General features: G+C 41.8%; 14 protein-coding genes and 2 pseudogenes. 6 read left to right on the top strand and 10 right to left on the bottom strand.

Going from position 1 to position 14033, the window contains the following annotated elements; genetic code table 11:
* Nucleotides 1–119: 119 nt before the first annotated feature.
* Both E1963_RS00640 and rhuM read left to right on the top strand, forming a co-directional pair.
* Nucleotides 120–2063, top strand: coding sequence for a BglG family transcription antiterminator (locus E1963_RS00640; protein ID WP_132273946.1), 1944 nt, complete (start codon nt 120–122; stop codon nt 2061–2063).
* A 37-nt stretch (nt 2064–2100) separates the two neighbouring features.
* Nucleotides 2101–2388 (top strand): annotated as a pseudogene (rhuM, locus tag E1963_RS22455) (RhuM family protein); the annotation flags it as partial.
* 91 nt (nt 2389–2479) lie between these two features.
* Here rhuM and E1963_RS00630 read toward each other — a convergent pair.
* Entirely contained in the window at nt 2480–3736 is a 1257-nt protein-coding gene (locus tag E1963_RS00630; protein WP_132273943.1) for an MFS transporter, read from the bottom strand.
* Nucleotides 3737–4070: 334 nt separating this feature from the next.
* Here E1963_RS00630 and E1963_RS00625 point away from each other — a divergent pair, with 334 nt between their 5' ends.
* Nucleotides 4071–4676 (top strand): TetR/AcrR family transcriptional regulator, encoded by a 606-nt coding sequence (locus tag E1963_RS00625; protein WP_243117507.1) that lies wholly within the window; start codon nt 4071–4073, stop codon nt 4674–4676.
* A gap of 29 nt (nt 4677–4705) precedes the next feature.
* On the opposite strand, the gene E1963_RS00620 is transcribed toward E1963_RS00625, so the two are convergent.
* From E1963_RS00620 to E1963_RS00600, 6 genes are all read right to left on the bottom strand, one after another.
* Complete coding sequence (locus E1963_RS00620; protein WP_243117506.1) at nt 4706–5230, bottom strand: xylulokinase; 525 nt, start codon at nt 5228–5230, stop codon at nt 4706–4708.
* Between the two features lies 1 nt (nt 5231).
* A complete protein-coding gene (locus E1963_RS20320) occupies nt 5232–5450 on the bottom strand; it encodes an FGGY family carbohydrate kinase (RefSeq protein WP_243117505.1) in 219 nt (72 codons plus the stop codon).
* A 216-nt stretch (nt 5451–5666) separates the two neighbouring features.
* The gene (locus E1963_RS00615) at nt 5667–6482 is read right to left on the bottom strand and encodes an ABC transporter permease (protein WP_243117504.1); all 816 of its coding nucleotides are present in this window, start codon (nt 6480–6482) and stop codon (nt 5667–5669) included.
* Nucleotides 6457–7233: a DUF169 domain-containing protein gene (locus E1963_RS00610; protein ID WP_132273938.1), complete on the bottom strand. Its 777-nt coding sequence runs from the start codon at nt 7231–7233 to the stop codon at nt 6457–6459. Before E1963_RS00610 ends, E1963_RS00615 begins: the two co-directional genes overlap by 26 nt.
* 6 nt (nt 7234–7239) lie before the next feature.
* On the bottom strand, nt 7240–8253 hold the full coding sequence (locus tag E1963_RS00605; RefSeq protein WP_132273935.1) for an ABC transporter ATP-binding protein: 1014 nt from the start codon (nt 8251–8253) through the stop codon (nt 7240–7242).
* A gap of 17 nt (nt 8254–8270) precedes the next feature.
* Nucleotides 8271–9290, bottom strand: a complete 1020-nt coding sequence (locus E1963_RS00600) for an ABC transporter substrate-binding protein (RefSeq protein ID WP_132273932.1) — start codon at nt 9288–9290, stop codon at nt 8271–8273.
* A 444-nt stretch (nt 9291–9734) separates the two neighbouring features.
* On the opposite strand from E1963_RS00600, the gene tnpA reads away from it, so the two are divergent.
* The 3 genes and pseudogenes from tnpA to tnpC form a co-directional block, all read left to right on the top strand.
* Nucleotides 9735–10031, top strand: coding sequence for an IS66 family insertion sequence element accessory protein TnpA (gene tnpA, locus E1963_RS00595; protein WP_132273930.1), 297 nt, complete (start codon nt 9735–9737; stop codon nt 10029–10031).
* A gap of 108 nt (nt 10032–10139) precedes the next feature.
* On the top strand, nt 10140–10481 hold the full coding sequence (gene tnpB, locus E1963_RS00590) for an IS66 family insertion sequence element accessory protein TnpB (RefSeq protein WP_132273927.1): 342 nt from the start codon (nt 10140–10142) through the stop codon (nt 10479–10481).
* Between the two features lie 210 nt (nt 10482–10691).
* Nucleotides 10692–12128, top strand: a pseudogene (tnpC, locus tag E1963_RS00585) (IS66 family transposase); the annotation flags it as partial.
* Between the two features lie 289 nt (nt 12129–12417).
* On the opposite strand, the gene E1963_RS00580 reads toward tnpC, so the two are convergent.
* The 3 genes from E1963_RS00580 to E1963_RS00565 all read right to left on the bottom strand — a co-directional run bounded on the left by E1963_RS00580 (nt 12418) and on the right by E1963_RS00565 (nt 14033).
* Nucleotides 12418–12648 (bottom strand): SMEK domain-containing protein, encoded by a 231-nt coding sequence (locus E1963_RS00580; RefSeq protein WP_207669398.1) that lies wholly within the window; start codon nt 12646–12648, stop codon nt 12418–12420.
* Between the two features lie 128 nt (nt 12649–12776).
* On the bottom strand, nt 12777–13427 hold the full coding sequence (locus tag E1963_RS00575; RefSeq protein WP_330570647.1) for a KilA-N domain-containing protein: 651 nt from the start codon (nt 13425–13427) through the stop codon (nt 12777–12779).
* Nucleotides 13428–13835: 408 nt separating this feature from the next.
* Nucleotides 13836–14033: a hypothetical protein gene (locus E1963_RS00565; RefSeq protein WP_243117502.1), complete on the bottom strand. Its 198-nt coding sequence runs from the start codon at nt 14031–14033 to the stop codon at nt 13836–13838.

The following is a 14033-nucleotide window of genomic DNA, read 5'->3' as shown; positions in this document are numbered from 1 at the left end:
TCCTAATGCAATGGTAACTATTTTCGCGCTCTGTCTCAAATCCACTTTTTCCTCTTTAAAGAGGAAATGGTTTCTGCTAGAATTAATGTCAAGCACATCGGAAAAAAAGGAGCGTTATTATGGAAACGATTACTTTGTCTTTAAGGCAGCGCAAACTGCTCAATCTCATACAGAACCAGACCTCTCATGTCACAGGGAAAGCCCTGGCCAAACAGCTGGGCGTCTCTCCCCGTACTATCCGGAGTGACATTGTGGAAATAAACCATGCGCTTACCACCTGCGGGGCAAGGATATCGGCAGAACGAAGCAAGGGGTATCTTTTAGAGTGCCCGGATTTGCCGTCCTTTCTGGAACAGTTCAAAACGGATGATCTGTTCTTGACAAGAGAAGACCGTATCCGCTATCTGACGTTTCAATTATGTCTGTCAGATGTGCCTTTGGATCAATATGATCTGGAAGATGAGATGTATGTGAGCAAAACCACGTTAAGTAATGATATTGCAACTTTAAAACGGCTCTATATGCTTTCCGACCCTTATATCAAGTTGAACCACGTTGACGACACCTGGGAATTTGAACCTGACGAGTCCAAACGCCGTGCCATTCTGAATCGGCTGTTCCAGAGTGACTGGGATTATAATGCCACAGGAAATGCATACTACAGCTACCAGTTCCTGGATGCAGAGATTATGGATCTGATCATGCAGATAACGGCCAGACAGTTATATCATCATCATTTTCAGATTGAGGATGCAAATCTGGTTACCCTGAATCTGTCACTCGCGATTATGTACTACCGCATGTTATCAGGACATGTATTGGCCGAAGTTCCTTCACCGGCTGATAAAGACGATACGATCTCCTCGTTATGCAAGGATATCTTTGACTCTATGGAAGAAGCTTTTTCCTGTGTGTTTCCTGACCAGGAAAAGGATGCCATTTATCAGCATTTGTGTAACAGCCATCTGTTAAATGCAGAGGAATTGACGTTTCATACTATCACGAGCCACTTCGATTCCCTCCTGATTGAAATGACAGACTGCTATCTGAAGCTGATCGATTCCATGTTCCATATCGATTTTTCCACAGACGAAGATTTTTATATTACGCTGATACAGTATCTGCGCTACTTGAGAATGCCCGGCCATATCTTGAATGCCCAGGGTAATGCCAATCTTCTCCGCCGGAATCTTCTGATGGAATCCGAGATTGCGTATCTCATACAGCCAATTGCTTTAAAATACCTGGGCTACTATTTAGATGAGACAGAGCTGCTTTATCTGGCTCTTTGCATCTCCGGAGCCATCGAAGGGTACTGGGCCAACCACCCGGAGAACCGCATACGTACGGTCATCTGCTGCCACTTGAATCTAACCGCTATTTGGGCAATCAAGCAAAAGACACTTGGCGCTTTTGGCAATTACCTGAACATTACCGCTCTCCTGCCGGTAAATGCGAGAAGTGCCCATAATTTCCGAAATACGGATCTGGTCCTGACTACCGTCAAGAAACAGATTACGGACAATCCAGCCACACAGGTTTTGCGCATTTCTCCCGACATGCTTCCGGAGGACTATATACGTATTCAGAAACTTGTGTCTGATACTTGCCTCAAATTCCTATTTAAGAATCAGGCCCAATCCTTATCAAGCCTTTTGCCTGATGCATATTGGCATGAGAACATAAGCGAAGCCAGCCAGTTCTCCATCATCGAATCCATGTCTGATGATTTTATTCAGGAGGGGCTGGTATCACAGAAGTTCACGGAAGATATGCTAAGAAGAGAATCGACTTACACTTATGGCTTTCAGCCGGGTGCACTGTTTCTCTATTCTTTGGTGCCCGCGAAAAAAACACAGCTTTCTGTTGCCACATTAAGGCACCAAATCCTTTGGAATTCCAGCAAGATACGTGTCATCATCATGGCCTGTTTTGCCCCTTCCGAGGAGCCTCTGCTTCTGAAATTGCTGCAGGAAATCTATGTAGACCATGACAACCTGGACTATTTCCGAAAAGAGCGTACCAGGGCTGAATTATTAGAGTTCTTCTCGAAGAAACATTAGGAAACCAGTAAATTGAAATCAAACGTGACCAGACGGCTCCATTTTGAAGGAATATATGAAAAAGGGATTTGCACTGGATGATGACCGTATTAAAAACCTTGGGGGCGGAAACTATTTTGACGAGTTACTATATCGTATCCGTGACATCCGTTCTTCAGAAAAAGTATTTTGGAGAAAGGTTTTGGAAATATATGCAACCAGCATTGATTATGATCCAAAGGCTGAAAGTTCGATTACGTTTTTTAAACAGGTACAAAATAAAATGCATTGGGCCGCTCACAAACATACAGCAGCAGAAGGCATTTATCAGCGGGCAGATGCCGAAAGCCAGAAAAGGAGGCAAGGGACAAACGCCCCTTGCCTCGCCTCCGCTTTGCCTTCCACTAAATCTACAATTATCTGCCGCGGCCAAATTCTTATTTCGCTGCGCACTTTTCCTCTTCTGCTTTCACAAATCCTTCTTTTGCAAACAGCTTGAAGCAAATCAGGCCCACCAGCATCAATACCGCTCCACAGATATATGGAATGCGGTAGCTTCCTGTAATCCCATAGAATGCCGCAAAGAAAGCAGGTCCGATAGCGCCGACTACCTGTATGATCGGCTGGATAATTCCATATCCATTGGCAAAGCTGTCACCAAACTCTTCGATGCAGAGGGATGCAGGCCAGTTAGCAGCCCCTCCCACAACCATACCGATACATACGAGAGAAATCCACACGCCGGCTGTTGTTCCGGTTAAGTTAAGCACCATTGCTAGGATTCCGAATATGAAAGAGGAATAGGCTGCCTTACGTGCCCCGATCTTGGAATCCAGGACTCCACAGAGGTAAGACCCAGGGAGTGCCAGCAGACCTGATGCAAGCATCATCATGCTCGCTGTCCCTTCATCAAAGCCAATCTCCAGAAGTCTTGGGAACAATTGCACCATAAGGCCTGACGCAAATAACAGCTGAGTGCCTAATGTGATACCATGAACCCATACCTGTGGTGTGCGAAGCAATTTGGAAGTTGTCCATATGCTGTCTTTGTTAACTGCTTCTTCCTTAGCTCCTTCTACTTTAATGCCATTATCAGGTGCAAATCCTCTGTCTGCAGGATTATCTGAGAGAAATACAATCAAGATGATTGCCGCCGCAACTGCAATAATGATAAACGGGAGGAATCCTCCAATAGAGCCCATGGCTCCATATCCTGCCTGATAGATCATTGTAGCCACGCCTGAGCAGAGTGGGATACCCATAGTTACAAGTCCCATGATAATACCTTTTCTCTTCGGAAACCATCTTGAAATCAATACCGGTGACAACTGGTAGCCAATACCATTTGAAATCCCGTTTGCAAGAATCAGGCAGATGGCAAATACCATAAAGTTTGATGTTGCTCCTAAGCCTAGCATCACGGCTACATAGATTCCAAAGCAGATTAAACTTAATTTTTTAGCTGAATACTTAGAAGATAATTTACCAAGTACAAATCCTGCTACGATATTAGCAATGCTGCCTAATGATATTAAACTTGTAAGTACGGCTGCATTCCATCCTCTTAAGTCTGCCAAAGTTCCAGATGCAGCATTCATTGCGCTTCCTACTGCTGTCGCTGTGAAGTATCCTAAAAATGCATATAGAATCAGCAGCCAGCCTTTCCCATATCCTCTTTTCGTTTTTGTGTCCATGCTCTACTCTATCCTTTCGTATTCTGAATTGAATTTCGGATCCGTTTTCAAAAATAAAAAGTGCACCTATTGAACATCTGCTGTTCTCTGTGCTATAATTTCCCTGGGATATTTTTGATATAATCATCTTACAAAATAATATCTTGAAAGAATAGAACACTTTTATTTTTTTTGTTCAATTCATACACTTTTTCAAAAAATGTATCTTTAATTTATTCTTTTTCCACAAAGAAAGGGGGGTTCTATGTCTACTCCGGATATCAAAACAGCCAAACCCGCAAAAATCAGCAAGGCTTCAAAAACCCGTGAGAAAATTATAGATTGTTACCTCGATATGATTCCAGAAAAAAAGTGGGATAAGATATCTGTCAAAGAAATCTGCAGCAAGGCAGAAATCACCCGTGGAACATTCTATCAGTACTTTGATGATATCTATAATCTGATGGAAGAAATCGAAAGACCGATGTTAGAGGACCTTGAGCGCCGTGCTGTGTTTATAAAAAGCCATATCCGCAGCCATACGCCGCCTGAATTATTTGAGGAGAAGTTCGACTATACGCCTCCTGAGACGCTGCGGCAATGGTTTCGTTTCTGCAAGAAGTTCCGCAAGCCGATGGCAAGGATGCTGGACCGCAAAAATGGAGATACCTATTTCGTGAAAAGAATCAAAGTGACTCTTACAGACCATATCAACCATATGATGGATGAAGATGGCATGCCTCATGATGCACTTAGAGAGCATTTCGTAAAGATTTTCCTTGAACTTCATTTCCTTTCTGCCAGTACCTGGCTGACCGCTGATGCAGATGATGAATTTCTGTCCATCAAGGAGATCATCAATCTTTTGAACACCATGCGTGTCGGTGCAAGTTATTTATCCTACAAGAGAACGACAAACCCTGATTTCGATTCCCTTATGTCACTGGATGACGCGGAATAAAATCAGGGTCATATGAAAGGACAGTGAACCTATAATTGGCTGACTGTCTTTTTTAATTGTTTCAAATCCTGGTCCAGATGCCGGTACATCTCTACATAGTAAGGATATAGCTGGTCATATGCTTCTTCCCACTCTTTTACCGGTTCGATAATCTCTTTTACTTTTATAATCTTTTCAGCCGCTTCTGTCATATCCGGGAACACCCCCACTTTGCGCCCCACGAGCAGCGCATCCCCGACGGGAACATCTCCTGATCTGTCATCCAGTACATGAACAGGCATATGCAGCATAGATGCCTTGATCTGGCACCAGGTCCTGCTCTTAGCCCCTCCGCCGCATATGCGCAGACATTCTGCAGAAGCTCCCGCTTCTTTCACAGTTTCCACAACATGACGGAGTGCAAAAGCTGTTCCTTCCAATACTGCCCGGGTCGTGTCCATCCCCAAACCAATGAACATGCCTCTGGCATAATCATTCCACAAGGGTGCCCGTTCTCCCAGCAGATACGGGAAGAAAAATAAGCCATTGGCCCCGGCCTTTGATTCCAATGCCAATTCATTCAGATATGTGTATGATGACCGGTATCCCTTCCCGCAGGCCGGTCTCTTTCACTGCTTCTTCTGTGACAAAGCCGATGATTTCATCTACCAGTTTTAATTCCGGCAGCATTTCATCCAAATTTACTCCAATGACATCTCCGATTTCTTTGGGCCAGCTCATCGTCCGGATATCTAAGCACTGTGTCCGGGTTGCCTGGTCAATATCCGATGTCATTCTTCCTGTCAGCTTATAATTGATATAAGAACTGGCCTGAGTAATGCAGATAACTATGTATTAGGGATGGATTGTGGAGCTACCAATATCAAAGCGATTATACTTGGCGATGACGGGACTGTAGCGGCATCGGCAAACAAGGCCAGTACATTTATACTCCCGTGAAAACCGAGCCTCTCTCACTCTCACTCGCACACTCGGACAGGGTATTTTTCGCTATTTCTTCACGTTTAAGTTTGTTTCATTTCTCCATCGAAGGAGATAATTTTCAATTTGTTCTAATATCCAGGACACGATCAAACCTATTACCATTAATATAAAAATACATGCCATGACCCTCTTTATCTGGAAGAACGAAGAAGCGTATGTAACCATCCAGCCTAGACCACTGGATGCCCCAATATATTCTCCAATGATTGCTCCAACCACGCATACGTTAGATCCAATTTTTACCCCGGACATAATCCAAGGCATACTCGATGGAATTACAATGTGCCATAAAATCTGTGTTTTATTTGCTCCCAAAAGAGTCGCCGACTCTATTAACTTTTGATCAATGTTTTTTATCGCATTATAGGTTGAAAAAAATACATTAAAGAATACCATCAAACCAGCTAGAACTACTTTTGAAGTAAGTCCAAGCCCAAACCATAGTATATATAGTGGTGCCAGCGTCAACTGCGGAATGCTCTGAAATACAGATATGATAGGAACGAATATTTTTCCGAATATACGGAACTGGCTAAACAGAACTCCCAATCCTACGCCAATTACCGTACCGTAAAGCAATCCGAGATATGCTTCTTTTACCGTTGTAAATATGTGTTTCCATATACTTCCTGTTTTTGCGAACTCTAATAAGTCCAGAAAAATTTCTGATGGATAACTTGTATAAAATGCTATTTTAACATTATTTCCGGCAATCAGCTGCCAAATAATAAGTAATATCATTATCAAAAAACATCTTATTCCTAATGCTAACCCATTATTATTTTTCTTCTTTTTTTCATGTTTTATAATATGTCTTCCCATAATTTATCTCAAAATCTAAACTTCTTATTCTTGAAAGCCTTGCTTCAATTTCATGTTTTCTAGAATCTTCTTCAACTGCATTTACGGTTCCTTTTAATCCCCTAATGATTTCCGGGATCATGTCAAACGGAATACCTGTCAAAAATTCATCCTCACACCAAGTTGCATTATATCTTGTGCCAGAACACAAAAGGGATACATTTATATCCTGTGTTTTTAGCGGTGTCACTGTCGCCTCCACACAAACAGCTTGATTTCCTGACATGCTTAGGTTTTTTGCCAAACCTTTCATATATGTATATCCTTGCATAATCCTCATGCTTTCCCGTGTGTTAGCAAATATCAACACTACATCAGGAGCTTTTTCATACATATCTAATGGCTTTACAATCACTCCATATGTTTTATTTTCGCATATCGGCTCGACACTTGCCACACTAGCTGCAATTGACTCGTCTTTATATAATCCTAACCGATAACCTGATTTCCCAGTCTTAAAATCCTTGCTGCAGGCAGTTAATCCCAAGGCACGATTACTTCCCATACATCCACCAGTTTTTCTGGATAGCTTTATAGCATGTCCCTCAGTTGCTGCTTTTACTGCCACACAATATGCCATTGGTTTTTTTAGTTCTACTCCAGCATATTCTTCAAATTCTTTCTTAGAGTAAACTAATTTTACGCCTACAATTTTGCGCTTCAAATTTAATAAAATATGCAAATTATCCATTAATAATTTGTATTCTTCCATATTCAATTACCTCGAAAGTTTTACTATATCTTTTTTGGGCACTCTAAGATACACGTACTCACCAATTTGATAAGAAAAATTCTCTTGACTTATACTGTCTGCGCTAATTTCAATATTACTATTTATTGTTATTACGGTTCTGGCAACAGAGCCTTGTGCTATCTGATTTGTGATAATCCCTTCTAAATATTCATATTCATCACTTTGCACATATACTTTTTTAGACATCTCAATCACTTCTGGCCTGATTGCATACCGTCGACAGGTTTTCTTGTTTGTTTTGCTTAATAATTCTTCAGGTATTAAATTGTAGCTTCCGATAAAACCAGCTGCGTACACAGAGTTTGGATGAAGATAGATATCATTTGGCTTTCCTGTTTGTTCTAATACGCCATCGTGAAAAAGATGAATTGTATCCGACATTCTCATGGCCTCTTCCTGGTCATGGGTTACAAATACAGACGTCATATTCAATTTACGATGAATTTTTTTAAGATATAATTGCAATTCTTTTCTTAATTTAGCATCAATTGCGCTAAAAGGTTCATCAAGTAATAATACCTTAGGATTCATAATCAATCCTCTCGCCAATGCTGCTCTCTGCTGCTCTCCCCCAGATAATTGATATGGATATTTATCAAGATGATCCTGCATATCGACTATAGTCATCACATCATTTACACGTTCCTCAATTTCCTTTCGAGGAATTTTTTTCATTCTAAGCCCAAACGATACGTTATCAAACAAGTTCATCGTGGGGAATAAACAATATTGTTGAAATATCATGCTGACGCCTCGCATCTGCGCCGAAACATGAGTAATATCTTGCCCATCCAAATATATAGATCCACTGTCTACATTTTCAAGTCCTACAAGGCAACGTAACAAAGTCGTTTTACCACACCCTGAGGAACCGAGAAAGGTGACAAATTCACCTTTCTCTATAGATAGGCTTACATCTTTTAGTACTTCTTTATTTTCAAATGATTTTTCGATATTTTTAAGTTCAATGTAGCTCATAGCTGATCCTCATTTAATTATTTAACAGCCTTTACAAATGACATATCTACTACATCGTCATATGCAATAGCTTCTTTGATCAGTCCCGATTTCACACACATATCTACAACCGCTTTTTCACCATCTTCTGAAATCATACCATCTGATGAGAACTTATCCCTTACCCAACCAATTTCTTCTGAAATAATCTCTTCATCTAAATCTCCAAAAGATGGCTTCAGGGACGTAGCCACCTCGTCATCTGAATGTTCAGAAATCCATGCCTGCGCTTTTACTATAGCATTAACTACCTTCTGGCACACTTCTGGATTCTCTTTTGCATACTCAGTTGTAGTACAGATCATCTCTGCTGGAAAATCCGAGGATCCCAGATATTTCTCACACTGATCTGATTGTGTGGTATCGGCAAGTATATTGTATTCAAAATCACCCATAACCGGGAGATTGGACATATTTACAAATGCAGCAGCCACCTCACCATTTATAAGTGCCTGCATACCCGCATTCTGATCAGCAATCTGAATAAAAGAAACATCGTTCATTGGGTCTAATCCAGCCTCCTCTAGTACGCTACAGGTAAATGTATATGGAGCAGATCCTGCATCACTTCCATAAATAGCTTCGCCTTTTAACTGTGAAATGTTTGTAATATCTTTTTTGGATACCAATCCGTAAATTCTGCTTTTGAGCATAGTAGCAATAATCTTTGATTGCATTCCCTGTTCCTGTGCAATCAACAGTGGCTCCTGGGAAAGCATGCTGAATTCGCAGTCTCCGGCCTGCATTGCCTGGAAGCCTTTCGGACCGCCCGGTGTGGTAAATTCGACATCCAGACCTTCTTCTTCAAAGAATTTTTCTGATTCAGCGATAAATACTGGTGCCCAGCTAACTGTATTAATAGCCGAAATTTTAATAGATGTTGTTTCCCTAGTTTGTTCATTTTCAGATGTTTCTTTTGTCGAGCCAGAACATCCAACAGCCATTGAAGCTATCATAGATGCTACAACACCAATAGATATTATTTTTTTTAATTTCATTTTTTTCTTGACTCCTTTAGTGTTTTTTTGTGCACAACACCTTGATTATAGCATTGATAATATTTTAGCGAGGGATATTTTGCTATAATAGCTATTGTTTTCTTTCATATATCGCGCCTTATATCGACAACTTCTATAAGCAGAATAACAAATTGTCTTGAAAAATGAGCAGGGCTGCTAATACTTCCCTTAAGAAAATGATAAATTTTTCTATGAACAATGACATTAGCATTTAAAGAATTATTGAGCTCTCAGCTTATTATTTACCAGAATTATTGGGCATATCATATTGAATGTGTAAAAATAGGTGATAAAAATAGAGCATATAGACTGTTCCATAGTAAGCGCCAAATATTCCTGCGGATTTCCTAATCCAAAGATTTCCCGTATAATTGTAGTCGAAAGATATTTAGACTATTTCACTACAATTACGGAGGATAGGTTATGGCTAGTACTCGCAAAGCCCGTGTTCCGATGAGGGAACAAATCCGGCTTATCAATGAATGCCGCCAGAGCGGCATGTCAGATGCTGACTGGTGCCGTGAGAACGACATTGCAGTAAGCACCTTTTATAACTGGGTCAGCCGGTGCCGGAAAGCGGCAGCGGATCAGGCCCCACCACCGAATTACGGACATCTTGATGTCCCCCGCCCGAAACAGGACGTGGTCCCTATTGACATTGTTCCGGATTACATTTCGGAACGACATACAGCATCACAGATGCAAAAAATCGTACCTTGACAATTCACATACGATTGAAGTTGCTATGAAGGATATCACGGTCCGCATCAGCAATGATGCAGACCCTGTCCTGCTGGCCAGGGCATTCCGCCTGCTCCAGGAGCTCTCATGTTAGGTGACATTTCCGGGCTCGAGAAGATCTACATCGTCTGCGGCTACACAGATATGCGGAAATCCATTGACGGGCTCTGCGCCGTTATCGAAGACCAGCTTAAGATGGATCCATCGTCCAGTACTCTCTTCCTTTTCTGTGGAAGAAGACGGGACAGGATCAAAGCCTTGTTCCGGGAACCTGACGGCTTCGTTCTGATCTATAAGCGGTTGTCTGTCCGCGGCGGCTATCAATGGCCCAGAAAGCAGTCTGAGGTACGGGATCTATCCTGGAGGGAGTTCGACTGGCTGATGTCGGGGATTGATATTGGCCAGCCAAAAGCCCTCAAGGCAGAGTAAAAAACCATCTGGATTTCAGCAAAAATCCTGCACAGAAAAATCCTGAAATCCCCTGTGAATTCGGCGTTTTTCAGGAGCCATTCTTCTTTAGCAAAAGCCCCGTTTCTGGTATAATAAAGGTATCAAATCCGAGGAGGGAAACGATGGCTTCCAGTGCGAAAGATATCCAGCTCAGAGAGCTGAAAGATACAGTATCACAACTAAAAACACGGCTCTTCCAGCGAAAGAAGATCCGATGATATTCCGGGACAACAGAATCTCTTCGATGAAGCGGAAGTGGAACAGGATCCATCCCTGCTGGAAGAAGAAACGGTAATCCGGGAGCATACCCGCAAAAAGAAGGCAACGCATGAAGAGCTCTTCAAAGGCCTGAAGGTTGAAAAAGTAGTGATACCTCTCCCGGAAGAAGAGCAGATCTGCCCGGTCTGTGGTACGCAGATGGTCCTGGTCGGCGAGGAGTATGTCCGCCGGGAACGGGAATTCATTCCTGCCACCTGTAAAGTGATCGAATACTACAGACAGAGTTACGGATGCCCATCCTGCAAGGAAGGACTCGGTGATACGGAAAAACCCGTGATCGTAAAGTCCCAGGTCCCGGCGGCTCTGGTTGGGAAAGGCCCTGCCTCGGCTTCTGCCGTTGCATGGACCATGTATCAGAAGTATGCCAATGGGCTTCCCCTTTACCGGCAGGAGAAAGACTGGAAACAGTATGGTGCCCAGATCAGCCGCACCACTCTTGCCAACTGGATTATCTACTGTTCGCAGAACTATTTTCAGCCAATGTATGATTACTTTCATCGGGAGCTTCTGAAACGAGAGTTTGCGATGGCAGATGAAACAAGAGTCCAGGTGCTGAATGAGGAAGGACGCAGGGCCCAGACCCAGTCATTCATGTGGCTGTTCCGCAGCGGCGAGGACGGGCTTCCGGCGATCATCCCGTATGGCTATTCCCCGACCAGAAGCGGCAGACATGCAAAGGAGTTTCTGGAAGGCTACCATGGATATCTGGAAACTGACGGCTATCAGGGCTACAACAATCTCCCGGGAATCAGACGCTGTTCCTGCTGGGCGCATATCCGCCGATACTTTATCGACGCCGTCCCCAAAGGAAAGCAGTATGACTACAGCCAGCCGGCAGTACAGGGAGTCCAGTACTGCAACCGTTTATTCGCCATTGAGGACTCCATTAACCAAAAATATCCCAGTGATTTTGAAAAAAGGAAACAGCTGCGTCTCGAGAAGGAAAAACCTGTTCTGGAGGCTTTCTGGTCGTGGCTCAATCAGCAGAGGCCGGTCCGGAATACCCGGATGGATAAAGCGGTGAATTACGTTCTCAACCGGCGTGATACTGCAGAGACCTATCTGGAAGACGAGCGCTGCAGCTTTACGAACAATCTCAGCGAGAATGCGATCCGCCCCTTCGCAGTTGGTCGTAAGAACTGGCTGTTCAGCAGTTCCGTTGACGGAGCGAATGCCAGCGCAGTGGTCTACACAATGGTTGAGATGGCAAAGGCACATGGGCTGAATAGTTACGGATATCTTAAATTTCTGCTGGAGCACCGGCCAGATAAAGAGATGACCGATGAACAGCTGGCGGATCTGGCACCCTGGAGTGAAAAACTCCAATCTATCAAAGATCGCATGTGAATTATAGTGAATTACTCCAACTCGCAAAAGGGTGGAGTAATTTTAAATTTTACCGCGGTATTATTTGGCGGTTACCGTCCACTAGGAACGGCTGGAAATAGAAAAGGAACGCTGATTTTATGCGTTCCATAGTCTATGAAATATTCAATTTTATCTTGCTTCAATACTGATGTGCTGTACCTTATCTTTGCAAATCTAGGTGCTCTGGTTATAATATCATTTGTAGTAATCAAATTATCTTTAACAGTAAATGAAACACTCCCAATTTGATTAGCGCCACTATATTCTTTTATCTTATCAAGACTATTATTACTAAAAGTTCTCTATTTTCTGATATCAAATCTACATATGGATAGATTGCTGTCTCAACGTTCAGATTGCTAAACTTCTGTCCAAACCAAACATTACATACTTCAACAGCAAATAACTCAAACATTTTAGCAGCATCAAATAATCCGTTTTTATTTGCCATTTTAATTTTTTCTTCATATGATGTCATATATTGAGTTATTACATCCATTCTTTCGTTTGAGTGCAACATATATTTGATGCTCCTTATCTATTATCCTTTTTATCATTTACCGAATTTTTTATATTATCGTATTCAACTAATATTTCTAATACTAAAATCCATTACATTATGCCTATTTAATTCTTATTTATCTCCACTTCTAATTTCGGCAAATTATTCAAGCTTACTGCTTCCAACGTCTGCAATTGCTGTACCGCTAACTGTCGAAGCAGTTCCATCCGCTCTTTCTGATTCTTACCCTGATTAATTAAAACAGCATTATAGCTTTCCAAATTTGCCAGTACCAATAACTGGTTTAACGTTGCCGCATCCCGCATATTACCTTTTTCCATTGTGTTTTCATCTTTCCACTGTTCCGCTGTCTTTCCAAATAAAACAACATTCAGCATATCTGCTTCATTGGCATAGGTATATGCCACCTGTACCGATGTTAATTCTGGTGGAATCAGATTTTCTTTAATTGCATCTGTATGTATCCTGTAATTTAATTTGGAAATTTCTCTGTTTAAATTCCAATTCAGAGATAGACGACTATTTTCATCTGTCTTTAATCTCCTGTAATCTTTCATAATATATAGCTGGAATTCAGGTGAAATCCAAGTTGCAAAGGACATCGCAATATCACTATGAGCATATGTTCCGCCATACCGTCCTGCCTTTGAAACAATGCCAATTGCTCCTGTAGATTCTATCCACTTCTTAGGTGACATTGTAAATGCGTTTGCTCCCGCCTGCTTTCTAAACCCCTCGAATTCGAGGGTTTTCAAAATCCTGTGTATAAATTCCAATATCGATTCCATTTGCATGAATTGTGTCCTTGATTATTTTTCCCATTATTCCTCCTGCTATCATATCGTTCTCAAACGCCCTTATCCTTGTTCCTTTCTAAAAATCCTTCCGAACAATCATTTTCATCTTCCCACATCTCCCGATATACATCAATATAAAACTTAATACAACTCGGATAAGTATACAAATACCTTCTGCACACCTTTTTATATAAACCCAATATTTTATCATCACAGGCAAAATCCAACAAATAGTCAAGCAAATATGATAATTCCTTTTCTGATACATCCCGCCTACATACATCATCAACTAATGGCAGATAGGTATCATAAGCTTTCTTATGCAGTTGATTAATCTGTTCTGCAATTTGAATATACTTTCTTCCATCAAATCACCTCAAAGTATTTAATTGCCTCTTTTATAGCTTCCACTTTTTCTTTTGGCGGATGCTTTCTTGGTTGCTTCAATTCTTCTACGGCATTAGATGCATCATACTTTGTTAATCCCAGAGATCGTTTCACCTCTGCAATGTACGCAGTATGTACTTTAACCCCATAGTTTCTTTCCACATACTCTTGTATCAT

The organism is Extibacter muris (genome assembly GCF_004345005.1).
In the GTDB taxonomy this organism is placed as follows: Bacteria; Bacillota; Clostridia; order Lachnospirales; family Lachnospiraceae; genus Extibacter; species Extibacter muris.
This window is presented reverse-complemented; position numbering and strand designations above follow the sequence as displayed.

Bases quoted from the DNA above. Each gene is read 5' to 3' on its own strand.
- E1963_RS00640 (WP_132273946.1), top strand. From the start codon at position 120: ATGGAAACGATTACTTTGTCTTTAAGGCAGCGCAAACTGCTCAATCTC.
- E1963_RS00630 (WP_132273943.1), bottom strand. From the start codon at position 3,736: ATGGACACAAAAACGAAAAGAGGATATGGGAAAGGCTGGCTGCTGATT.
- E1963_RS00625 (WP_243117507.1), top strand. From the start codon at position 4,071: ATGATTCCAGAAAAAAAGTGGGATAAGATATCTGTCAAAGAAATCTGC.
- E1963_RS20320 (WP_243117505.1), bottom strand. From the start codon at position 5,450: ATGACATCGGATATTGACCAGGCAACCCGGACACAGTGCTTAGATATC.
- E1963_RS00615 (WP_243117504.1), bottom strand. From the start codon at position 6,482: ATGGGAAGACATATTATAAAACATGAAAAAAAGAAGAAAAATAATAAT.
- E1963_RS00610 (WP_132273938.1), bottom strand. From the start codon at position 7,233: ATGGAAGAATACAAATTATTAATGGATAATTTGCATATTTTATTAAAT.
- E1963_RS00605 (WP_132273935.1), bottom strand. From the start codon at position 8,253: ATGAGCTACATTGAACTTAAAAATATCGAAAAATCATTTGAAAATAAA.
- E1963_RS00600 (WP_132273932.1), bottom strand. From the start codon at position 9,290: ATGAAATTAAAAAAAATAATATCTATTGGTGTTGTAGCATCTATGATA.
- tnpA (WP_132273930.1), top strand. From the start codon at position 9,735: ATGGCTAGTACTCGCAAAGCCCGTGTTCCGATGAGGGAACAAATCCGG.
- tnpB (WP_132273927.1), top strand. From the start codon at position 10,140: ATGTTAGGTGACATTTCCGGGCTCGAGAAGATCTACATCGTCTGCGGC.
- E1963_RS00580 (WP_207669398.1), bottom strand. From the start codon at position 12,648: ATGGATGTAATAACTCAATATATGACATCATATGAAGAAAAAATTAAA.
- E1963_RS00565 (WP_243117502.1), bottom strand. From the start codon at position 14,033: ATGATACAAGAGTATGTGGAAAGAAACTATGGGGTTAAAGTACATACT.